Genomic DNA, 22031 nt, shown 5'->3' on the forward strand with positions numbered 1-22031 from the left:
GGAGACAGTGATGACGCCAACCACGCTATCACGCCTGCGCAAGTACAAGCAGGACAAGCATAAGTTCGCTACGATCACCGCATACGATGCCAGCTTCGCCCGGCTATTCGCCGAGCAGGGCATCGATGTGATGCTGGTCGGAGACTCTCTGGGGATGACCCTACAAGGGTATGACACCACCCTGCCGGTGACGGTGGCGGACATCGCCTACCACACCCGAGCGGTACGCCGTGGCGCGCCAAACTGCCTATTGATGGCCGACATGCCCTTCATGTCTTATGCCACCCCGGAGCTGGCTTGCGCCAACGCCGCCGAACTGATGCGCGCCGGGGCGAACCTGGTCAAGCTGGAAGGCGGCGCCTGGTTAAGCGATACCGTGCGGATGCTGACCGAGCGGGCGGTGCCGGTATGCGGCCATCTCGGGCTACAGCCCCAGTCCGTCAATATTCTCGGCGGCTACCGCATACAAGGACGCGATCAGGATACGGCTGACCAGTTATTGTCCGATGCCTTGGCGCTGGAAGGAGCCGGAGCCCAATTGCTGGTCTTGGAGTGCGTCCCGTCCGTGGTCGCCAAGACCATCACGCAGGCACTGCGTATCCCGGTCATCGGCATCGGTGCTGGCCGAGAGACCGACGGCCAGATCCTGGTGATGCATGACGCCTTGGGGATCAGCAGCGGGCGCATGCCCAGCTTCGTGAAGAATTTCCTGGCCGACGGCGGTGACATCCGCGCGGCGGTGCGCCGTTACGTCGACGCCGTCGAGCAGGGGCAATTCCCCGCCGACGAACATACCTTTAACTGAGCAAGATCCTGTCGGGCGGCTCCACGGACCGCCCCTTTTATCTGCTGGAGAACAAGCTGTGCTGATTATCGAGACTATCCCGCTGTTGCGCCGCGAAGTACGCCGCTGGCGCCAGGAGGGGAAACGTATTGCGCTGGTCCCGACCATGGGAAACCTGCATGAAGGGCACATGACGCTGGTACGCGAGGCGCGCGCCCGGGCCGATGTGGTGATCGTATCGGTATTCGTCAATCCCATGCAGTTCGATCGCCCCGACGATCTGGCGCGTTACCCACGCACCCTGCAAGAGGACTGCGAAAAGCTCAACCGCAACGGCGTGGATCTGGTCTTCGCCCCGGCCGCCGACGAGATCTACCCGCAGGGTGTCGGGCAACAGACCTATGTCGATGTCCCCGCCCTCTCCACCATCCTCGAGGGTGAGAGCCGCCCGGGCCACTTCCGCGGCGTCGCCACCATCGTCAGCAAGCTATTTAACCTGGTGCAGCCGGATCTGGCCTGCTTCGGCGAGAAGGATTATCAGCAGCTCCAACTGATCCGCAAGCTGGTGGCGGATCTGGGTTACGGTATCGAGATCGTCGGCGTGCCGATCGTCCGCGGCGAGGATGGCCTGGCGCTGAGCTCGCGTAACGGCTACCTCGACAGCGATGAACGCCGCCTCGCCCCACGCTTATATAACATCATGATGCAGCTGGCCACCCAGCTAGAAAATGGCGAGCGCAATCTGGATGAGCTGCTAGAACAGACCGCCGGCCGCCTGCGCCAAGCGGGCTTCCGCCCCGACGTTCTATTCATTCGTGACGCGGATACCCTCGGTGAGGTGACGCTGGACACCCGCTCGGCGATCATATTAATGGCCGCCTGGTTGGGCCAGGCACGCCTGATCGATAACGTCCGCGTTGCGTTTAGTGCCGACGCATAATGCGTAACGGCTAGACAGCGACGGCAAAATGCGCAACCATGACGTAAACCGTCTATACGAATGGATGGTTTACGTCATATTTTTACCGGGCCGCTCGGCGGCTCCATTACGATGATTACAGGTATTACACTATGGTACGTACAATGCTGCAGGGCAAACTGCACCGCGTGAAAGTCACCCAGTCCGACCTGAATTATGAAGGCTCCTGCGCCATCGATCAGGACTTTATGGACGCGGCCGGTATCCTGCAATATGAGGCCATCGACATCTACAACGTCGATAATGGTCAGCGCTTCTCCACCTACGCCATCGCCGCCGAACCCGGCTCGAAGATCATCTCCGTCAATGGCGCCGCCGCTCGCTGCGCCTGCGTCGGCGACAAACTGATCATCTGTAGCTATGTGCAGATGCCCGACGAACAGGCCCGGACACACCATCCGAGGGTGGCCTACTTCGATGGGGACAACCAGATGAAACGCCTGGCCAAGTCTGTCCCGGTCCAGGTCGCCTGATCGCCGGCTGCGGGGCTAACGCCCCGCTCTAGTACGCCGCTACCTCGCATTTCTCGCGCTATCGTTCATACTCTGGTGACGTGCGTCCCCCGCCCCCTAAGCCCTTCGCTTACCCCGATGACGCCGCTAAGGATAGCCAGGCATGACGATTTGCCGTTGGCCACAGCGCGCCCCGCCAGGCCGCCTGCTAGGGTGGCTACTGCTCTATATCCTTCTCTGGACGGGGGTAACGCAATACCTAGACCCGGCGCTCCCCTATGATGCCGTCGAGGCGATGAACTGGGGGCAGAACGGTGAATGGGGATCGCCGAAAAACCCCTGGCTAGTCGGCGCGATGATGCGGCCACTGCTCTACTTTCCCGCCTTATCTCCCGAGCACTACTGGTATCTCTGCCACTTTGTCGTCATCGCTGGCGGTATGCTAGGGGTCTGGATGTTGACTCGCCGCCTCACCGGCCGAGCCGATCTCGCCTGGCTGGCCTTGATGAGTCTGAATCTCTCCGGCAGCATTAACATCGACATGCTGCCGTATAACGACAATTATCTATTAGTCGGCCTGTGGCCCTGGCTATTCTGGGCGCTGGCGCGAGCATTAGCTACCGACTCACCCCGCTGGGGGTGGCCATTATTCGCCCTGCTCGCCGGACTCGCGACGATGGCCAAATACTCCACCGTGGCGCTGCTGCTGTTACTGTTGCTCGCCACCCTCATCAGCCCCTCGCTTCGCCCCCTCTACCGCCAACGCCGTTTTTGGCTGGCGATCGCGATCTATTTCGCCTTAGTCACGCCTAACGCGCTATGGCTCACCCAGCACCAGTTCGCCGCTATCCACTGGGTGAGCGGTCAACTGCATCCTGAACCGAATCTACATGCCAGCCTCGCGATGCTGACCGTATTTTACCCTCTGCTCATCATGACCCTACTGGTGTATCTGAGCGGGGGGCGGCTACATTGGCCAGCACCGGGGGCGCTACGCCTATCCCTGCTTATGCTGCTGATCCCCTTAGCGCTGATCCTACTGTGGCTGACGCTCTATCGTGGCGGTCGCATCACCGAATGGCTACAGCCCTTCGTCATACCCGCCATCGCACTGCTCTGCGCCAGCCTGCGCGGCGTATCCTCACGGCAGATTCGCCGTCTCAGCCGAGGGTTATCTCTGCTCGCGCCGCTGGTACTATGCGGTTATGCCGTAGTCTACCTGCTGGATCTACGCGGCTGTGGGCAGGAGTGGAGCGGGTTGACGCCCTTCGCGCGACAGGCGGAGACATTCTGGCGCCAGCAGAGCCCGACACCACTACGCCTGGTGGGCGGCGACTATCTGCATCAATGGTTATTGGTCTATGCCATAGCGCGCCCACGCACCATTCAACCCTGGCAGAGAGACACCCCTACCCCACCCAATATCTATACGCCGGGGATCACCCAGGCGCGTATCGAGCGTGATGGCGTATTACTGGTTGGCCGACTGGGAGCCCCCTGCTCCCCGGCCGCTTTCCGTGCCGTCTGGCGCGATTGGCCGGAACTCCAGCCACATGCCTACCGTCAAATCGACTTCGTCGCCCAGCCCGGCGCGCCGCATCAGCCGCTCTGCCTGGCGATCGTTCCCCCGCGCCGCGGGACTAATCCAGCGGAATAACGCTCTGCATGAGCGGAGGGAGGCGGATCGGAACCGGCGTATCGACCGGTGGCACATCCTGTGGCCGATTGGCGATCAAGCGCGCCATGGTCTGTACCGAGTCGGTACGCAATACATACAGTCGCTTCAAGGTGTAGGGATTATCGCCACGCCGTACCTTACCGCGCATGGTGGTCACCGCCATGTGGTAGCCTGCCTGGTGCGCCGCCTCGATCGCCTTACGATTGAAGGCGCCAAAAGGATAAGAGAGGTATTGCACATGCGGATTAAACTGTGTCAGCGCGCGACGCGAACGGGCGAAGTCGAACAGAATATTGTGTTGGCTGCGTTGCAGCAGGATCGGCCGCTTATCTGCCGAGAGGCGATGCAGAAAATGGGTATGCGACTGAATATCGAATACCGACTGGATGGCGCGGAGCTCCGACAGGCTCATAAACTGCAAGCCGTTAGGGTTCCACGGCTGTGGGTGGCGCTTAATACGCGAGGAGACGATAAACGCGGTCGCCCGCTGACCGTTTTTCTTCAGAATCGGATAGGCGTAGCGGTAAACCGACTTTAGCCCATCGTCAAAGGTCAACGCCACGGCTCGCGCCGGAAGGTTTTCATTGCCGCGCAAATACCCCTCTAACTGATAGAGGGAGATGGTCAGATAGCCGGCCTGGCGCAGGTAGGCCATCTGGCTGTCGAATGCCTCGACCGAGGTGGTTGTCGAGGTATGACGGAAACGATGGTTATCCTGGTTACGCAGGATGTGATGGTAGGTGAGGATCGGAATACCGTTATCCAGCTCAACCTTATCGGCACGCACATAGGCTAAGCGCCCGCCCAGGTTGATCACCATCCAGCGCTGACCCGTCGTATCGGTCTCTTCCGCCAGGATGGGATAACGTAGATTGGCGGCTAAGGTCGCCAACGGCGGCGACTGGAGGTCGCTACGGCCATAAATCATCACAGGATGCAAAGTCAGCAGATAGTCCCGACTCTTGCGGTGCAGCAATGCCACCTCGCGCGCGGCGGGCAGTGGCGGCGAGGCTGGCACCAATGCATCGCGCGCAATAAAACCGCTGGCGTTAGCGAAACGAAAGATAAAGTACCCCGTCTCATCCGGCTGCACTTCGAGCAGTGTCCCGGCCTGAAGGCGTGCGACCGGAATGATGCGATCGCCGACCGGCGAATAGACCGTGCTCGCGTGTGCGGTGACCATATAGCGGGCAACGATCGGATCCGATGTCGATGCAGACGGCAACGATGGCTGCGCCAGCGTCGAGAACGAAACCAGCAGGAGTAATCCCGCCAAGCAGAAAGACTTATACATGAAAACAATCAATATGGGGCATCCAATGCCCAATGAGTGATGTTTTCAGCATAACACGCGTTGGCGACGCTCGCCAAAGCCGCCGCCGACGTTTATCCCAACGCGTTACAGGCGCCCGGCACTACCACAAAGCCGGATCTTCTCGGCGACCACGGTACGCATCGCCTGCTTCCCGGCGGCCATATATTGACGGGGATCGTTCGCCTCGGGATGCGCGTGGAAATAACGCTTCAACGCGTCGGCGAAGGCGATCTTCAACTCCGTCGCGACATTCACCTTGCAGATCCCCAAGGCGATCGCCTCACGTACCATCTCGGCCGGCAATCCCGATGCACCATGCAGCACCAACGGAATCGCCACACGCTGGCGAATCGCCGCCAGGCGAGCAAAGTCGAGATGTGGCTCACCCCGATACAAACCATGCGCCGATCCGATCGCCACGGCCAGTGAGTCGATTCCACTACGCTCGACGAACTCGGCCGCCGCCTCGGGATCGGTCAGCCGACTCTCCGCCTCATCGACCTGCCTGTCATCCTCCTGCCCGCCGAGTCGCCCGAGCTCCGCCTCCACACTGACACCATAACGCCGACAGAAGCGCACCACCTCCGCCACCGTCGCGATATTCCGAGCGAAAGGCAATGCTGACGCATCGATCATCACAGAGCGCACACCGGCACGCACCTTAGCGCCAATGTCGGAGGGCGATTCATGGTGATCCAGATGCAAGGCCAGTGGCAAGTCATGGCGAGCGGCAGCCTGGCGACAGAGCACCACCAGATTATCGGTACCGGCGTAGCTGAAGGTCCCCGGTGTGCCCGCCAGGATCACTGGCGAGGCCAACTCGGCGGCGGTTTCAGTCACCACCTGGATCGTCTCTAGGTTATGAATGTTGAAGGCCGGCACCGCATACCCCTCGCGCTGCGCACGGTATAACATCTCACGATTGGCGATCAGATACATAACGACTTCCCCCTCTCGGTTAGCCGATGTCTCCCACACGGCGCGGCGATTCGCCTCGCCATGGTGGGGGTCATCTTCGGGCTACGACCACTTAAGCAACCCATCACACACGGCCTAGATACCATCGACATCTGATCGGGCTTGATGCGCCCCCTGATGCTGACACTCGTGCCACAAACTGGTCAGCCCCCGACGACCACACGCCAATGCCTGATCGCGAAATGCAGTAACGCTGAGCCCATCACGCTCTAGCATCATCTCCGCCGCCAACTGCATATTGGTACCGGTCAACAACTCATAGCCATGGTGTGCTGCCAACAATGCCGCCTGGCGGAATGGCGAGCCTCCCAACAGATCGCTGAGGATCACCACGCCCTCGCCGCTGTCACAGGCTCGGCACGCCGCATTTAACGCCTGCGCCAATGCGAGCGTACTCATCCCCTCGGGAAAGTCGACCGCCTGGCACTGCATCTGGGGGCCCACCACCTGCTCCACGCCTTGTAGCAAGCCGCTGGCAAAACGACCATGCCCGGTCATTACGATGCCCAACATGAGACCTCCTTAGAGCCAACCGACCCATTTGCCAGCGATGCCGATCAATACCGTCACCCCGATCAGTTTGATCGGCGAATAGCCACGCTTCATCAACCAGTACACCAATAGGGTGAAGCAGAGTGGCAGCAGATTGGGCATCAACTTATCCAGAACATCTTTCTGAAGCGCGACCGTCGCCTTGCCGGCATGCATCACCAATGGCGTCGAGAGATGCACATAGGAGGCCACCAGCGCCCCAATCACCGTCATGCCGACGATCGAAGCCGCATGGGAGATGTTCTTGGTGTGGGTCTTCAGTAACGCCAAAGCGCTGGTCCCCGCACTGTAGCCGTAGTGCGCCAGGCCGAAGCGCAGGGCGAAATGGACGGCGTTAAATAACAGCAGGAATACCACCGGTCCGAACAGGCTCCCCTCGAGCGCCAACGATGCCCCGATACCGGCGCAGATTGGCAACAGCGTCAGCCAGAATAACGCGTCGCCGATCCCCCCCAGCGGCCCCATCAACGCCACCTTGACCGCACGGATGGTGGAGATTCGCTCCTTGCCGCGCTCCATCGCCAACACCAGACCGGAGAGGAAGGTCACGTCGAATGGGTGGACGTTGATAAACTCCATATGCATCTTCATCGAGTTGGCCAGATCCTCCGGATTGCGATGGATCTTGCGCAGCCCTGGGATCAGGGTGTACAACCAGCCACCCGCCTGCATACGCTCGTAGTTAAAGGAGGCCTGCAATAACAGGGATCGCAAGGCCATGATATTGATATCTCGCCGACTCAACGCCTGCCCGGGAGTCTGATCGACATAGTCATCACGCTCCACGCGGCTGGTCGCCAGCGCCTGCGCCATACGCTTCTCCGCCTTGGCGAGCTGCACATCATCACTCTCGTTAAATGCCATCTTCTTCCATCTCCTGGTTGTGGGAGGCGTTCGCACGCGGCTCCGGCGTATTGTCATGACGGGTACGGTTAAAAAAGTCGATCAGGGCGATCGCCAGGGCGCCCAACGCCACCGCGATAATCGGCATATTGAGGAAGGTGACCGAGATGAACCCCAAAATGAAATAGGCCACATAGGTCTTCTTCATCATGATCTTCATCAGTAGCGAGAAGCCGATGGCGGGCATCATTCCGCCGGCGACGGAGAGGCCGTCTAATAACCATGTCGGTGCCTTTGCGACCATGGCGCTGGCCGCATCGGCCCCCAGATAGACCGGCAGGAAGGCGACGATGAAGTAGAAGCAGAATAGGATCAGCAGCCCGGCATAGTTCACCCATTCGACGCCACGCCAGTTGAGTTTTTTCACCATCTCATCGCAGCGATGCATCATCGGCGAATAGACGGTAAACAGCAGGGTGATACACCCTTGTACCGCGATGGAGAACGGCACCGCCACGCCGATAGCGACTTTGGGGTCGGCATGCGTCAGGATGGCAAATGCGGTGCCGATTACCCCGCCGATGACCACGTTAGGCGGCTGGGCACCGGCCAGCGGCACCATTCCCATCCACACCAGCTCTAATGTCCCGCCGACCAGCAGGCCGGTATAGACATCACCTAAGATCAGCCCAACTAGCGGGCCGATCACCAGCGGACGGTGAATATGGGTCAAACCATCGAACAGATCGATGCCGGCAATCCCCGCCAGCAGTCCAATCAACAATGCATCGGTTAACATGATTCGCCTCCTGGGGTCAGCCCAACAGCCGGTTAATCGGTTCGCCGGCCTCATCTGGCACGCGCCGGATCTCGCATGCGATGCCGAGCGAACTCAGCGCCTGAAAAGCGGCCACATCGTCGTCATCAACCGAGACCGTCTTGTGGATCTGGCGTTTTCCCTCGGAGAAATGCATATTGCCGATATTAACAAACTGGATCGGGACACCGCCGCGTACCAGGGTCAACACATCCTGAGGCGTCTTACAGACCAGGAAGATCTTTTGGCGATCGGCGGCCTTGTGGATCACATCGATCGTCTTCTGCAGCGTGAAATAACGCGTCTGTACGCCGTCGGCAACCACCATGTCCATCAAGTTCTGTTGGACAGGATCGGCAGCGGCGGCATCGTTAGCGACCAGAACCAGATTGGCGCCCAGGGTATTGGTCCAGGTCACACCAACCTGCCCGTGTACCAAGCGGTTATCGATCCGGGTCATTAGGATGTTGGGTTGCGACATAATTCACACCTCCATCTCGGTTATCGGGGAATGCGTTAGCGGATAATCATGGATCACCACCCCCTGCACCACGCGATTCACCTCGCCACTCGGGCAGGGGTTATCTGGCGTGATGCCCAGGGCCAGTGAGGTTTCAAAGGCCAAGATTTGCAGATACAACAGAAAGGGGAATAACAGCCAAACCTCATCAAGGTCGCTTGCCAGGGAGAGCGCATCGGGTTCTACGGCACCGCTCAACGCCACGATCTCCTGCGCCAATCCATCCCGACGCAGCTCAGCCAACAAGTCGAGATCGTAGCAACGGCAGTAAGGCTCGGCGCTCAACATCGTCACCACCAGCGTTTGTGGGCCGACCATAAACTTCGGGCCGTGGCGCAATCCCATGGCGGAGTCGTAACGGGTCGCGATGCGCCCCGCCGTTAGCTCCAACATTTTCAACGCCGCCTCCTCGGCCACACCGGTAAAGGCGCGACTCCCCAGCACCAGCAGGCGTTGAAAACCACGCCCGGCGAGCTGTTTGATCGCCGGTAGCCACACGGGTAACACCTGGCGGCACAACGCCGTCATCCGTTGTAGCCCGTCGGGGCTCTCTGCCAAGGCGCGTGGGCCGAGCAACAGCGCACAGGCCAGCATCATGCAACTGAAGCTTGAGGTCATGGCAAAACTTTGATCGTGCGAGCCCTGCGGCATGATCAGTGAGCAGGCGTTCGCACGCCCTTCGGCATAACGAGCCAACTCACCGTCGGGGTTACAGGTCAACAACAGGTGAAAGCAACGGGGTAACAAACGATCGGCCAGCGCCAGCGCCGCCACGCTCTCCGGACTGTTGCCGGAGCGGCCGAAAGAGACCAGCAATGTCGGCCGGCGAGGATCCAAGTATTGTCGTGGCGACGGTACGATATCGGTCGTCGCGTAGGCCACCACCTCCCGCCCGCACTGTTCTCGTAGCCAGGGCGCCAACGCCCGCCCGACAAACGCCGACGATCCGGCGCCACACAGCACGATCTGAAGATTGGGCTGCACCAGCACGGCCGCCAAGAAAGGCTGCCAACGCGCCTGTTCCTCATGCAACGTTCGGTGTAAGGCCTGCCACAGTCGCGGCTGTTGCGCTATCTCATGCGCGGTATGCCAGGCACCATGCGCCTGCAACCACGCGGGGGAATAGCCTAAAACATCATCACACATCTACTGACTCCTCAGACTGACTCATGACGTGAACGGCTTCGTGGCCAAACGCGGAGCAAAGGCTCCCCATCGCACGGCCGCAAAGCGACTGCGTTCTCATAGGGCAAAGGGACGGCAGGCAAACACCATCAACCGTCGGCGATAATCACCTCCACGCCTAAATCAAGCAGCGTACGGTGATACACCTCCGGGATGCGGCTATCGGTGATCACACGTTGGATCTGTGCCGCGCCGCGAATGGTACAAAAGCTTTTTCGCCCGAATTTACTGGCATCAACGACGGCAATAATCTCGCTGGCAACATCACACATCACTCGGTTGAGTTGTGCCTCGCCGCGATGGGGAGTGGTAATGCCACACTCCAGATCAAAGCCATCGACACCGAGGAATAAGCGGTCGAAGTGATACTGGCGCAGCTGCTGCTCGGCGGCATGACCATACAGTGAGTACGAGTTAGGCCGCATATTGCCGCCTAAAACCAGTACCTCAACCTGCTCATAACCGGTCAATTCACAGGCGATATTCAGGGCGTTGGTCATCACCACCAGATCTCGACGCGCCTTAAGAAACGGGACGATCTGTGCCGTTGTCGAGCCAGAATCAAGGATCAAGGTATCGCCATCCTGCACCAACGCAGCCGCTCGGGCAGCGATGCGCGACTTCACATCGCGATTCAAGCGCCCCTTATCGTGCAATGGCCGATCGAACACAAACTGCTGGTTCAACATCGCGCCACCATAAGAACGCAATGCGCACCCCTTGCGCTCCAAATAGCGCAGATCGTTGCGGATAGTCACACTGGAAACACTAAAGTGGTGACGCAACTGCTCAACCCGCACGCTGCCCTCCTGGCACAACTGATCGATAATCTGCTCGCGGCGTTTTACGGTATCGATGCCCATGCCAACCTCCAAGTGCGGTCAATCACAGATGTAATCGTTTTCATTCGGCGTATGAGAATTACAGCAAAGGAATAGCGAGGAAGGTGTGATCGCAGTTACAGCTTATTTTTCCGTCAGATCAAGGGCAAAAACCTTTCACTTAATTGCCAACCGAAAGGTTTTCACTACGATCAATCTGGCGCGCAGATGTCATCACATTCCCCATTGATGCCCTTAACGAACTCACGATGCGTTAGCAAGCGAAAGAAATATCGGGAGAAAATGGTGACTGAACGTTGCGTTGTCTAACCGATGGAGATCACATTTTTGTCTTTTTACCCCGCGATCATGCACACAACGTAAGCGGCAGGCGAGGCAGGCGACGTCGATCACCCTGCCAGTGATCACAATGGGTAATCACGGCCAGCCATGCGGCAAAATCGTGGGAGCGACTCATCCCATCAAAGGATGGGCGTAGTCGGTAATATGACGGGGAAAGCAACCGAATAGAAAGAGTGGCGAAGCATCATCGGCGGCGGGGCGGATCACACTATGGGCTACGCGCTTAGGACTCCGGCGGCATAAATAGCGCCGCCTGGCGGCTCTGCTCATGCCATAGACTCGTGACGTGATTGCGCGTCTGCGCCAGGAGCGCCTCACGGAAGGCGACGGCATCACCGATTCCGCGCTGTGGCCACTGCTCGGCTAACGCCGCCAGGCTGACACCGACCACGACCTCGCAGTGTGGATGCTTATGGCACATCAGCGCCGCGGCCCGAAAGGGTGGCGCCCCGAGAATATCTGCGATGATCACGACCCCATCGCCGCTATCCACCTGGTGGAGCGCATCGCACATCATACGGCTCAGCATATTGCTACTGACCCCGTCGCTAAACTCCACGCCGATACATTGGATCGGGCGGGCACCCAGCAGCTGCGTCAATGCCTTCATCATCCCGCTACCAAAGCCGCTATGACCGGCGAATACGATACCCAGCATAGATCTTCACCCCCTGCACGCTGCGCGCCATGCGGCGCCTCTCAATAAGGATGGTGTAGCAGGAAATGACCTGGCTGGCAGCAATCACAGGCAACGGCGCATCAGGAGTGTGAAGTTAGGCGGAAATGGTGGATTTTACAGCGCCTGCCCTGTGATCAGCGGCAGGCACTGCAAGATAGCGCAGAATCAACTACGTAAGCCACGGCCTCGTTCGATAAGATACCAAGCCATCAGGTAGAGCACGACGATAAAACCCAGCAGGACGGCGAAGGTTTGCGTTAAGGAGACGTCATGGATCCCCAGGAAGCCATAGCGGAATCCACTGATCATGTAGACGATGGGATTGAGCTTGGAGACCGCCTGCCAGAAGGGTGGCAGCAAGCTCAGCGCATAAAATACCCCGCCCAGGTAGGTCAACGGCGTCAGTACAAAGGTCGGTACCAGGCTGATATCATCGAAAGTACGCGCATATACCGCATTGATCAGCCCGCCCAGAGAGAACAGGATCGCGGTGCACAGCAACGTCATTACGACCACTAGCCAACTGTTGACCACCAGCGGGACAAAAAACAGCGAGACCAACGTCACCAGGAAGCCGACGCATACGGCACGGGCTACCCCACCACCGATATAACCGGCGATGATCACGTGGGTCGGCACCGGCGCGACCAGCAACTCCTCAATACTGCGTTGAAATTTAGCGCTAAAAAAAGAGGCGGCCACGTTGGCGTAGGCGTTGGTGATCACCGACATCATGATCAACCCAGGCACAATAAACTGCATATAGCTGAAGCCATGCATCTCGCCGATGCGCGAGCCAATCAGATTACCGAAAATGATGAAATACAGCGTCATGGTGATCACCGGCGGTACCAGCGTCTGCACCCAAATACGGGCGAAACGATGAACCTCTTTACTCCAGATGCTGCACAGCGCCACCCAGTACAAACGGCTCATGACTGTTTCTCCTGTTCATCGTTGAGCAATGACACAAACAACTCCTCCAACCGGTTGGCCTTGTTACGCATACTCAATACTTGGATCCCTTGAGCGCTCAGCTGGCTGAACAGGCCATTCAGTCCCTGCTCACGCAATACCTCAACCTCCAACGTGGCGGTATCGCACAACTGATACCGATACCCCTCCAGACGGGGTAACGGGCTCTTCGGCGCCAGATCCAGGATAAAGGTTTCCGATTCAAGCTTGGCCAGCAGGGCCTTCATCGAGGTGTTCTCCACCAGCAGACCATGCTGAATGATGCCGATGTTACGACACAGCATCTCCGCCTCTTCCAGATAGTGGGTGGTGAGAATGATGGTGGTGCCCTGCGCGTTCAGCTCCTTGAGAAATCCCCACATCGCCCGGCGCAGCTCAATATCCACCCCGGCGGTCGGCTCATCGAGGATCAACAGTTTCGGCTGATGCATCAGCGCGCGGGCGATCATCAGGCGACGTTTCATTCCCCCCGATAACATCCGCGCCCGCTCGTTACGCTTTTGCCATAGATCCAACTGACTTAGATAGCGCTCGGCGCGTTGCATCGCCTCATGACGGGTCACGCCGTAATAACCGGCCTGATTTACCACGATCTGCAATACCGTCTCGAACGGGTTAAAGTTGAACTCCTGTGGCACCAATCCCAACTGGCGTTTGGCGTTGACCAGATCGCGATCGATATCGTAACCGAATACACTCACTTGCCCGCTGCTTTTGTTAACCAGCGAACTAATGATGCCTATAGTGGTCGATTTTCCTGCGCCGTTGGGTCCTAGCAGCGCATAGAAGTCGCCGGCCTCGACGGTTAAATCAATGCCACGCAGCGCCTGAACGCCGCCGGCATAGGTTTTGGTGAGCTGTGATAGCTCGAGAGCATTAGTCATGGCGATGGGTCAACCTTACGTCAAGCGTTTTGCTTTGGAAGTGACTGGGTAAGCACCGACTCGCTCCGCAAGCGCGGCAAAACGGCGCGCCCCGTAGGCGAAGACGGTATAATTATATGTTACATGGCGTGTTGGGTGAAATCACGCTGCTGCCACGGGCGGGCTTACTTTGCTATGATGCAATGATTCATTGCTGTCGTGGAAGACATCCTGTGCCACCGTTAATTTGGCTTATCGAAGATCGGGCCGACGTCGCCGACTCGCTGATCTATACGCTGGAAACGGAAGGGTTTAACGTATGCTGGTTTAGCCACAGCCAGCCCGCCCTTGACGCCCTGAAACAACAAACTCCTCAGTTAGCTATCGTACACACCGTCCTCCCCGACGGCTCAGGCATCGCGCTTGGGCGCGTGCTACAAACACGCCATCCCGCCCTCCCTTTGCTTTTCTTCGCCGACAACAGCGAGCAACTGACACAACTCAGTAGCGAAGCCCCGCCGCACAGCACGGCTATCGCCGCCCCCTTCTCCGCACGCGAAGTCTGTGCTCGGTTGCGCACCCTGCTACAACACCCGGATAAAACGCATGCCCGAGCTACCCGCCTGGAGTGCTACGGCGACTTCACCCTTAACGAGGCGCGTAACTGTGCCCATTATTATGGCCATGCCTTACAGTTAACGCGGGCGGAATACCTGTTGTTAAAAACCTTGTTACAAAACCAGGGCCAGGTATTCACGCGCCGCCAGTTGAATGACCTGCTACGACCGTTGAATGAGAAGAGTGGCGAACGCTGCGTCGATCGCCATCTCAAGACGCTTCGCGCCAAGCTACAACGCATTACTCCGCACGCTATTCCCTTAAAAACGCATCATGGCGTCGGGTTTAGCATCGAGTGATACCGGCGCGGCTCGCCCCACTGTTCCGATTTCCAAAGCGAGCGGATTGGCCTATATTAGCGTCTTTCCTGTTACAGATGATTAACCCTGATGAAAGAAATCGAGAGACTGATCGCGAATAACCAGGCCTGGTCGCAGCAGGTAAAGGAGGACAATCCTCACTTCTTTACTAAACTGGCCGAATCCCAGCGTCCACGCTTTCTGTGGATCGGCTGCTCGGATAGCCGCGTCCCGGCAGAGCAGTTAACCGGTCTACAACCGGGGGAGTTGTTTGTACACCGTAATGTCGCCAACCTGGTCATCCATACCGACCTAAACTGCCTCTCCGTGGTACAGTATGCCGTCGATGTGCTACAGGTTGAGCACATCATCATCTGCGGTCACTTAGGCTGCGGGGGCGTTGAGGCCGCCATCACTAACCCAGAGTTAGGGCTGATCAATAACTGGCTGCTGCATATCCGCGATATCTGGTACAAACACAGCACATTGCTGGGCGAGCTGCCGCCGGAGAAACGTATGGATACCCTGTGCGAGCTTAACGTCATTGAACAGGTGTATAACCTGGGTCACTCCACGATCCTGCAATCGGCCTGGACGCGCGGCCAGAAGGTGATGATCCACGGCTGGGTCTATGGCTTACAGGATGGACGCCTACACGATCTGGACATCACGACCACCAGCCGCGAGAGCCTGGAGTTGCGTTATCGCAACGCGATGGCGAAGCTGTTACAACAGCAAGCGCAAGAAGGTTGAGGCGGCCATCGTCTAGGTCAATAAAAAAACGCTGTCCGGTCAACGGATTGATTGTGCGCCACACCATAGACTATCCCCTGTACGATCGGGGGGAAACATAAAGCAAAAAGGCGGCCTAGGCCGCCTTTATCTCATCCGATGGTGATACCCGTTACGGCCTATCACTCATCCTGCATGATGACTTTGCCGATATAAGGCAAGTAACGATAGCGCTGAGCGTAGTCGATACCAAAGCCAACCACGAATTCATCCGGGATCGAGAAACCGATATACTCGACCGGGACCTCGACTTCACGGCGGCTCGGCTTATCCAACAAGGTACAGATCGCCAACGAGTTCGGGCCACGCAGGCTAAATAGCTCACGCACCTTACTCAGGGTATTACCGGAATCAATGATGTCTTCAACGATCAGTACATCTTTGTCGCGGATATCTTCATCCAGATCTTTGAGGATCTTCACATCGCGTGAGCTGTTCATGGCATTGCCATAGCTGGAGGCCGTCAGGAAGTCGACTTCATGCGGTACGCTGATCTGGCGGCACAAGTCGGCCATAAAAATGAAGGAGCCGCGCAGCAGCCCCACCAACACCAGCTCTTTGCCACTGTTACGGTAACGTTCGGAAATCTGGCGTCCCAGTTCGGCTACGCGTGCCTTGATCTCATCTTCCGAGATCATGACTTCTACGGTATGTTTCATCGCTTTTACCTTGCGTATGTGCCGTCGCGCGTGGACGGCAAAATCAACCTGCCCTGCGCCGACGGGCCTTCCCGCCCAAGGGCACAAAACAGCGCGGCTTGTTAAGGGCGCAGAGTATAGCAGGCTAAGGGGGCTTCTTAAACGGTTGCGCGTCACCTGACCGCGCGGGTAGCGATATTCTTATTTAATAAATTACTCTGATTTCATATTAAAAATGAATATCAGGCTGTAGCCTAGGCGGTGAAATATGGTACCGTCCTAATACAATAACAAACTGTGTTTCCCGGTATGAAAAAATCCTCGCTACTGTTACTGCTGTTGGGCTTATTAAGTTTTACCACATCCAGTCGCGCGCTTGATGAGATGCAGGCGGAGGACTTGGCTGATTTGACCGCGATATTTGTCTATTTAAAAAATGATTGTGGTTATCACGAGTTGCCCAATAGCCAGATTAAGCGCGCGATTGTCTTTTTCGCCAGCCGCAACGGCTGGGATATGAGTAATTACAATACCAAAAAGATGAAGAAACTGGGTGAAGAGAGCTACCACGATTTAAGTCGTATCGCCATGCCGATAGAGACCAAATGCAAATACCTGGCCCGTGACTCCTTAGGCTTGCTCGCCTACGCTAACTAGCGCCCTCCGCCATCCCGTAGACCCGTGCAGCAAATAGCGCAGGCACGTTGCCCTATTGGGGATAAGTGAGCCGTAGCTCACCCAACAGAGGGGCCTGCGCTCATAGTCGCTAACACCAACCCAGATCTCGCCATCTCGGCACTCGACACAGCCTCGCCAGTAGCGACGTAAACGCGCAGCAGCCTACGGGGCGCTAGCGACGCCCTCATCATCCCGACGCCTCCTAAACGCCAGGTGAAATCATTTCATCACCCATCGTCTATCGCTCTGCACGAAACATGTTACAGTCATCGACGCGGCAGAGGACAGGGAGGATCGCCATGCAACAACGCGCCACATTATGGGGGATTTGCGCCATTCTACTTTGGAGTATGAGCGTCGCCCTGACGCGTAGTCTCGCCGAGGCATTCGGGCCGACCGGCGCCGGGGCGGCGATTTATTCCCTCAGCGGCATCCTGGTGTGGTGTACGACGGGAGCACCGCGCGTCCGCGGCCAACCGCTCGGCTATCTCTGGGGGTGTGGTGCGCTCTTCGTGTTCTATATGGTGGCCTTTGCCCTCGCTATCGGCCTGGCGCACAGCCATAGCCAGACCCTGGAGCTGGGACTGATCAACTACCTGTGGCCCAGCCTCACCCTACTGTTCGCCGTGCCACTCTTAGGGTTACGCGTGCGTTGGTGGCTGTGGCCCGGCGTCCTGCTGGCCTTCTCCGGCGTCGTGTGGGTGGTCGCAGGCAATGATGGCATCGCCATCGCCGTCCTGCTGCATAACCTCGGCAGTAATCCCATCGCCTATAGCCTGGCCTTCGCCGCCGCCTTCGCCTGGGCGCTCTACTCCAATCTGCTACGCCACTATCATCCGAGCCACAGCGCCCTGCCGCTGTTCCTGCTGGTGACCGCCCTCTGTCTATGGGGGTTATGGCTGGCGACGCCTCAGCCGACGATACGGCTCGATAGGACCGCCCTCTGCGAACTGTTGCTCATGGGGGGGAGCACCGCCGCCGCCTACCTCTGCTGGGATCAGGCCATGAAAAAGGGCAACGCCACACTGGTCGCTGCCCTTTCTTACTTCACGCCGTTACTCTCCATCGCCATCGCGGCGTTTTGGCTGGCGGCGCCAACCCCGACTAGCCTATGGTCCGGTGTCGGTTTAGTCGTGGTGGGATCGCTCTTATGCTGGAGCGCGAGTCGCCCATCGCCGGCTAACGCCGCAAAATGAAACTGCGATAGCGTGACAATACCTGTAGAAAGTCCTCCAGACCGCACAAGGCGAGGCTCTCTTCATCGTAGTAACGCATGCCTTCATCTAACTCATCCCCCTCTAGGGCCAGTTGATTGGCGCGCACCATCACCTCTTCGCTATCCAGCCACAGCGTGTACTCATGCCCGACTCGCTGCCATTGCCGCTCGCTGCCCTTCAGCTCGGCAGCCGCCTGCTCGATCTCTGTCACGAGAGTCAGATCGCCCTTCACCTCTTCATTGAGCCAATGGCCCACGGCCTCATGCCCCATAGAAAATACGGCGACCACCTGGCCGCCAATATCGTGGCGAAATTCATAATCCACAGCCAGTCCCTCCTTTACTACCCCGCAAGGGGACTCTTTTTAGTGTAAACCAGCGCGGTTAGATGGCCTGAAATCCGCGTCGCAATCTATAAAAAATAACGCGGAGGCCATGGCCTCCGCGCTGTCTGACGGGCGATTTCAGCAAAAATCGCTTAAGGGGTCAAGCGCGCCGGGGCCGCCTCCGCTCGGGCGGCTAACTCCCGTTCTAGATCGGCGGCCACATCCGATGGAATACCCAATGCTTGGGCTAAGGCATCCAGATAGCTACGCTCCATAAAATGATCGATGTCGATTACCGCACAGCTCAAGGTATAGATCTCTAGTGCTTCCTCTTCATCGCCTACCCCCTGCGCCAACCGCTTAGGATCGAGTGGCTGAGCCAAGGCCTGATCGATCCACTGACGGGCTTCCTCGCCCAACGCCATACGGGACAGGCTTTCATCGATGGCCTGTTGCTCACGCTCATCAATGTGGCCATCGCTCTTGGCGGCAAACACCAAGGCCTGCACCAGGCGACGCACGCGTGCGTCCGGCGGCGCACTCTGTTGGCCATATTGTGGTTCGTCGCGATGGTTCGCCTTCACCCGCGCACGATATTGATTCCATAGCAATGCACCGATAGCCGCACCACCACCGATCAGTAAGGCATTCTTCCCCAACTTCCCGGCCTGTTTGCGTACCGACTTATTGCCCATCAGCACGCCAGCCAAGCCGCCAAGCGCGGCCGGAGCCAGCAGTTTGCTCAGCCCTTCCGCTCCCGCTTTATTCCCCTTCGTGTCACCTAATAGTGACTGCAGTTGATTCAGCCAGCTCTTGCTCATCCGCGTTATCCCCTTCGCCAAATAGAGTGCTATGAGATTAAGAAGTTAAGCGTCAAGTTATGTCGCCTTTATGCAATAGTATGTAACAACAATAAAAAAGGGGAGCCAACTCGGTTAGCTCCCCTCCCCATATACACGCAGGATCAGACCACAGTCTGGAAGATCACCTGCCCGGCCTTATCGGTATAGGGGGCGAGATGGTTAAAGTTCAAATAACGATAAGTATCCGCCGCCGACGCATCGACCTGCGCCATGAACTGCTGATACTCCGCGACATCCGGCAAGCGTCCCAATAGCGCCGCGACCGCTGCCAATTCAGCCGATGCGAGATAGACATTGGCACCGGTGCCGAGGCGGTTGGGGAAGTTACGCGTCGAGGTAGAGACCACCGTCGCCCCATCGGCAACTCGAGCCTGGTTGCCCATACACAGCGAACACCCCGGGATCTCAATACGCGCGCCACTCTTACCGAACACGCTGTAATACCCCTCTTCCGTCAGCTGCGCCGCATCCATACGCGTCGGTGGCGCAACCCACAGGCGCGTCGGGATCTGCCCCCGATGGCTGTCGAGCAGCTTACCGGCGGCACGGAAATGACCGATATTGGTCATGCAAGAGCCGATGAAGACCTCATCGATCTTGGCTCCCGCCACCTGCGATAATGGCCGAGCATCATCGGGATCATTCGGCGCGCACAGAATAGGCTCCTTGATGCTGTCGAGATCGATCTCGATCACCGCGGCATACTCGGCATCGCTATCCGCCGCCAACAGTTGCGGATCGGCCAGCCATTTTTCCATGCCCTGAATACGACGCTCCAAGGTGCGACGATCGCCATACCCCTCGGCAATCATCCAACGCAACAATACGATATTCGACTCCAGATACTCGACGATCGGTGCCTGATCCAGCTTAATGGTGCAACCTGCCGCCGAACGCTCGGCCGAGGCATCGGCCAGCTCGAAAGCCTGTTCAACCTTCAGTTGTGGCAACCCTTCGATCTCCAGAATACGGCCAGAGAAGATATTCTTCTTACCCTGTTTCTCAACGGTCAACAGCCCTTGTTGAATCGCCTGGTAGGGGATGGCATGCACCAAGTCTCGCAAGGTGATCCCCGGTTGCATCTGCCCCTTAAAGCGCACCAGCACCGATTCGGGCATATCCAGCGGCATCACCCCAGTCGCGGCGGCGAAGGCGACCAGGCCAGAGCCAGCCGGGAAGGAGATACCGATCGGGAAGCGGGTATGAGAGTCCCCACCGGTACCGACAGTATCCGGCAGCAACATGCGGTTAAGCCAGGAGTGAATAATGCCATCGCCCGGACGCAGCGCGACCCCGCCACGATTCATAATGAAGTCCGGCAGCGAGTGGTGTGTCTGCACGTCGATCGGCTTCGGATAGGCGGCGGTATGACAGAAGGATTGCATCACCAGATCGGCGGAGAAGCCGAGACAGGCCAGATCCTTCAGCTCGTCGCGCGTCATCGGGCCGGTCGTATCCTGCGAGCCGACGGAGGCCATCCGAGGTTCGCAATATTGGCCGGGACGCACGCCGGCAACGCCGCAGGCACGTCCGACGATCTTCTGCGCCAGGGTGTAACCCTTGTCGCTCTCGTCGACCGCCTTCGACAGGCGGAACACCTCGCTCGGCGGCAGATCCAACGCCTCTCGGGCCCGCGCCGTCAACGCACGACCGATGATCAACGGAATTCGTCCACCGGCGCGCACCTCGTCCAGCAGCACCTCTGTCTTCAGGGTGAAGCTGGCGAGCAGCGTATCGTCGGCATGGCGGCGGATCTCACCGCGATAAGGATAGATATCGATCACCTCGCCGGTATGCAACTGGCTGACATCGACCTCAATCGGCAATGCCCCGGCATCTTCCATCGTATTAAAGAAAATCGGGGCAATCTTGCCACCCAGTACCACCCCACCGGCCCGCTTATTGGGGACGAAGGGGATATCTTCCCCCATCAGCCACAGCACCGAGTTGGTGGCAGACTTGCGCGAAGAGCCGGTACCGACGACGTCACCGACATAGGCGAGCGGATACCCCTGCTCGGCCAATGCATGTATCTGGCTAATGGGCCCAACAACACTGGGTTGATCCGGCGTGATCCCCTCGCGTGGATTTTTCAAAAACGCCTGAGCATGCAACGGGATATCGGGACGCGACCAGGCATCCTGCGCCGGCGACAGATCATCGGTGTTCGTCTCGCCGCTGACCTTGAATACCGTCACCGTCAACTTCTCTGCCAGGGCCGGACGCGACAGGAACCATTCGGCATCGGCCCAGGATTGCAACACCTGGCGAGCGAAAGGATTACCGGCACGTGCGCGCTGCTCGACATCATGGAAGCTGTCGAAGACTAACAGGGTATGGGAGAGCGCCTGTACGGCGATCGGGGCCAATGTCTCATCATCCAATGCCTCAATCAGCGGGTGGATGTTATAGCCGCCTTGCATGGTGCCCAGAAGTTCCAATGCCTTCGCCGCGTTGATCAACGGAGAGTGCGCCTCCCCCTTCACCAAGGCGGTCAGGAAGGCGGCCTTGACGTAGGCGGCCTCATCGACACCCGGCGGCACACGGTTGATCAACAGATCCAGTAATAGCGCCTCTTCCCCCGCTGGCGGTGCCTTGAGTAACTCGACCAATGCCGCCATCTGCGCCGCATCCAGCGGCTTAGGAACCACACCCAGGGCCGCCCGCTCGGCGACGTGCTCACGGTATTCTTTTAGCACGACTCGACTCCTCGCTCTCATTGTCATTGTAAGTACCGGGATACCGGTGGAGTGCCGCCGCCTGACGCTAACCTTGCGGCTCGCCGGATACCCGGATA

At 58.2% G+C, this 22031-nt stretch carries 23 protein-coding genes; 8 read left to right on the plus strand and 15 right to left on the minus strand.

Features of this window, described 5'->3' with window-relative positions:
• The first annotated feature begins 10 nt into the window (after positions 1 to 10).
• The 4 genes from panB to DCL27_RS13165 all read left to right on the plus strand — a co-directional run bounded on the left by panB (position 11) and on the right by DCL27_RS13165 (position 3872).
• Positions 11 to 805 (plus strand): 3-methyl-2-oxobutanoate hydroxymethyltransferase, encoded by a 795-nt coding sequence (gene panB / locus DCL27_RS13150; protein ID WP_005282805.1) that lies wholly within the window; start codon positions 11 to 13, stop codon positions 803 to 805.
• 58 nt (positions 806 to 863) lie between these two features.
• Positions 864 to 1724: a pantoate--beta-alanine ligase gene (panC, locus tag DCL27_RS13155; RefSeq protein ID WP_035597832.1), complete on the plus strand. Its 861-nt coding sequence runs from the start codon at positions 864 to 866 to the stop codon at positions 1722 to 1724.
• 131 nt (positions 1725 to 1855) lie between these two features.
• Entirely contained in the window at positions 1856 to 2236 is a 381-nt protein-coding gene (gene panD, locus DCL27_RS13160) for an aspartate 1-decarboxylase (protein WP_005294898.1), read from the plus strand.
• A 142-nt stretch (positions 2237 to 2378) separates the two neighbouring features.
• Positions 2379 to 3872 (plus strand): glycosyltransferase family 39 protein, encoded by a 1494-nt coding sequence (locus DCL27_RS13165; protein ID WP_050979574.1) that lies wholly within the window; start codon positions 2379 to 2381, stop codon positions 3870 to 3872.
• On the opposite strand, the gene DCL27_RS13170 is transcribed toward DCL27_RS13165, so the two are convergent.
• From DCL27_RS13170 to DCL27_RS13220, 11 genes are all read right to left on the minus strand, one after another.
• Positions 3856 to 5187, minus strand: a complete 1332-nt coding sequence (locus DCL27_RS13170; protein WP_005282796.1) for a polysaccharide deacetylase family protein — start codon at positions 5185 to 5187, stop codon at positions 3856 to 3858. The genes DCL27_RS13165 and DCL27_RS13170 overlap by 17 nt on opposite strands.
• A 105-nt stretch (positions 5188 to 5292) precedes the next feature.
• Positions 5293 to 6147, minus strand: coding sequence for a tagatose bisphosphate family class II aldolase (locus DCL27_RS13175; protein ID WP_035596111.1), 855 nt, complete (start codon positions 6145 to 6147; stop codon positions 5293 to 5295).
• A gap of 114 nt (positions 6148 to 6261) precedes the next feature.
• Entirely contained in the window at positions 6262 to 6699 is a 438-nt protein-coding gene (gene agaF / locus DCL27_RS13180) for a PTS galactosamine/N-acetylgalactosamine transporter subunit IIA (RefSeq protein WP_035596115.1), read from the minus strand.
• Positions 6700 to 6708: 9 nt separating this feature from the next.
• Entirely contained in the window at positions 6709 to 7602 is an 894-nt protein-coding gene (locus tag DCL27_RS13185; RefSeq protein ID WP_035596120.1) for a PTS system mannose/fructose/sorbose family transporter subunit IID, read from the minus strand.
• Positions 7592 to 8380 (minus strand): PTS N-acetylgalactosamine transporter subunit IIC, encoded by a 789-nt coding sequence (gene agaW / locus DCL27_RS13190; protein ID WP_035596126.1) that lies wholly within the window; start codon positions 8378 to 8380, stop codon positions 7592 to 7594. The genes DCL27_RS13185 and agaW overlap by 11 nt, the downstream gene beginning before the upstream one ends.
• A gap of 16 nt (positions 8381 to 8396) precedes the next feature.
• A complete protein-coding gene (gene agaV, locus DCL27_RS13195) occupies positions 8397 to 8879 on the minus strand; it encodes a PTS N-acetylgalactosamine transporter subunit IIB (protein ID WP_035596129.1) in 483 nt (160 codons plus the stop codon).
• A gap of 3 nt (positions 8880 to 8882) precedes the next feature.
• Positions 8883 to 10064: an SIS domain-containing protein gene (locus DCL27_RS13200; protein WP_035596132.1), complete on the minus strand. Its 1182-nt coding sequence runs from the start codon at positions 10062 to 10064 to the stop codon at positions 8883 to 8885.
• A gap of 128 nt (positions 10065 to 10192) precedes the next feature.
• Positions 10193 to 10966, minus strand: a complete 774-nt coding sequence (agaR, locus tag DCL27_RS13205; protein WP_005282778.1) for a transcriptional repressor AgaR — start codon at positions 10964 to 10966, stop codon at positions 10193 to 10195.
• A 544-nt stretch (positions 10967 to 11510) separates the two neighbouring features.
• Positions 11511 to 11945: a PTS sugar transporter subunit IIA gene (locus DCL27_RS13210; RefSeq protein ID WP_005282771.1), complete on the minus strand. Its 435-nt coding sequence runs from the start codon at positions 11943 to 11945 to the stop codon at positions 11511 to 11513.
• Between the two features lie 186 nt (positions 11946 to 12131).
• Positions 12132 to 12902 carry an ABC transporter permease gene (locus DCL27_RS13215; protein ID WP_005282769.1) on the minus strand — a complete coding sequence of 257 codons (771 nt, stop codon included), beginning with the start codon at positions 12900 to 12902 and terminating at the stop codon, positions 12132 to 12134.
• Positions 12899 to 13825, minus strand: coding sequence for an ABC transporter ATP-binding protein (locus tag DCL27_RS13220; RefSeq protein WP_005282766.1), 927 nt, complete (start codon positions 13823 to 13825; stop codon positions 12899 to 12901). Before DCL27_RS13220 ends, DCL27_RS13215 begins: the two co-directional genes overlap by 4 nt.
• Positions 13826 to 14037: 212 nt before the next feature.
• On the opposite strand from DCL27_RS13220, the gene DCL27_RS13225 reads away from it, so the two are divergent.
• A complete protein-coding gene (locus DCL27_RS13225) occupies positions 14038 to 14721 on the plus strand; it encodes a winged helix-turn-helix domain-containing protein (RefSeq protein ID WP_005282763.1) in 684 nt (227 codons plus the stop codon).
• A gap of 90 nt (positions 14722 to 14811) precedes the next feature.
• Positions 14812 to 15474 (plus strand): carbonate dehydratase, encoded by a 663-nt coding sequence (gene can / locus DCL27_RS13230; RefSeq protein WP_005282758.1) that lies wholly within the window; start codon positions 14812 to 14814, stop codon positions 15472 to 15474.
• A 161-nt stretch (positions 15475 to 15635) separates the two neighbouring features.
• Here can and hpt read toward each other — a convergent pair whose 3' ends face one another.
• The gene (gene hpt / locus DCL27_RS13235) at positions 15636 to 16172 is read right to left on the minus strand and encodes a hypoxanthine phosphoribosyltransferase (protein WP_005282756.1); all 537 of its coding nucleotides are present in this window, start codon (positions 16170 to 16172) and stop codon (positions 15636 to 15638) included.
• Between the two features lie 288 nt (positions 16173 to 16460).
• Between hpt and DCL27_RS13240 the strand changes: the two genes are divergently transcribed.
• Together DCL27_RS13240 and yddG are read left to right on the plus strand one after the other, a co-directional pair.
• Entirely contained in the window at positions 16461 to 16808 is a 348-nt protein-coding gene (locus tag DCL27_RS13240; protein WP_005282754.1) for a YacC family pilotin-like protein, read from the plus strand.
• 320 nt (positions 16809 to 17128) lie between these two features.
• Positions 17129 to 18025 (plus strand): aromatic amino acid DMT transporter YddG, encoded by an 897-nt coding sequence (gene yddG / locus DCL27_RS13245; RefSeq protein WP_035596135.1) that lies wholly within the window; start codon positions 17129 to 17131, stop codon positions 18023 to 18025.
• Here yddG and yacL read toward each other — a convergent pair.
• The 3 genes from yacL to acnB all read right to left on the minus strand — a co-directional run bounded on the left by yacL (position 18009) and on the right by acnB (position 21933).
• Positions 18009 to 18371, minus strand: a complete 363-nt coding sequence (gene yacL / locus DCL27_RS13250) for a protein YacL (RefSeq protein ID WP_005282745.1) — start codon at positions 18369 to 18371, stop codon at positions 18009 to 18011. The two genes, yddG and yacL, sit on opposite strands and share 17 nt — an antisense overlap.
• Positions 18372 to 18523: 152 nt before the next feature.
• Positions 18524 to 19192 carry a tellurite resistance TerB family protein gene (locus DCL27_RS13255; protein ID WP_005282742.1) on the minus strand — a complete coding sequence of 223 codons (669 nt, stop codon included), beginning with the start codon at positions 19190 to 19192 and terminating at the stop codon, positions 18524 to 18526.
• A gap of 143 nt (positions 19193 to 19335) precedes the next feature.
• The gene (acnB, locus tag DCL27_RS13260) at positions 19336 to 21933 is read right to left on the minus strand and encodes a bifunctional aconitate hydratase 2/2-methylisocitrate dehydratase (protein ID WP_035596137.1); all 2598 of its coding nucleotides are present in this window, start codon (positions 21931 to 21933) and stop codon (positions 19336 to 19338) included.
• Between the last annotated feature and the right edge of the window lie 98 nt (positions 21934 to 22031).

Source organism: Edwardsiella tarda ATCC 15947 = NBRC 105688, from assembly GCF_003113495.2.
In the GTDB taxonomy this organism is placed as follows: Bacteria; Pseudomonadota; Gammaproteobacteria; order Enterobacterales; family Enterobacteriaceae; genus Edwardsiella; species Edwardsiella tarda.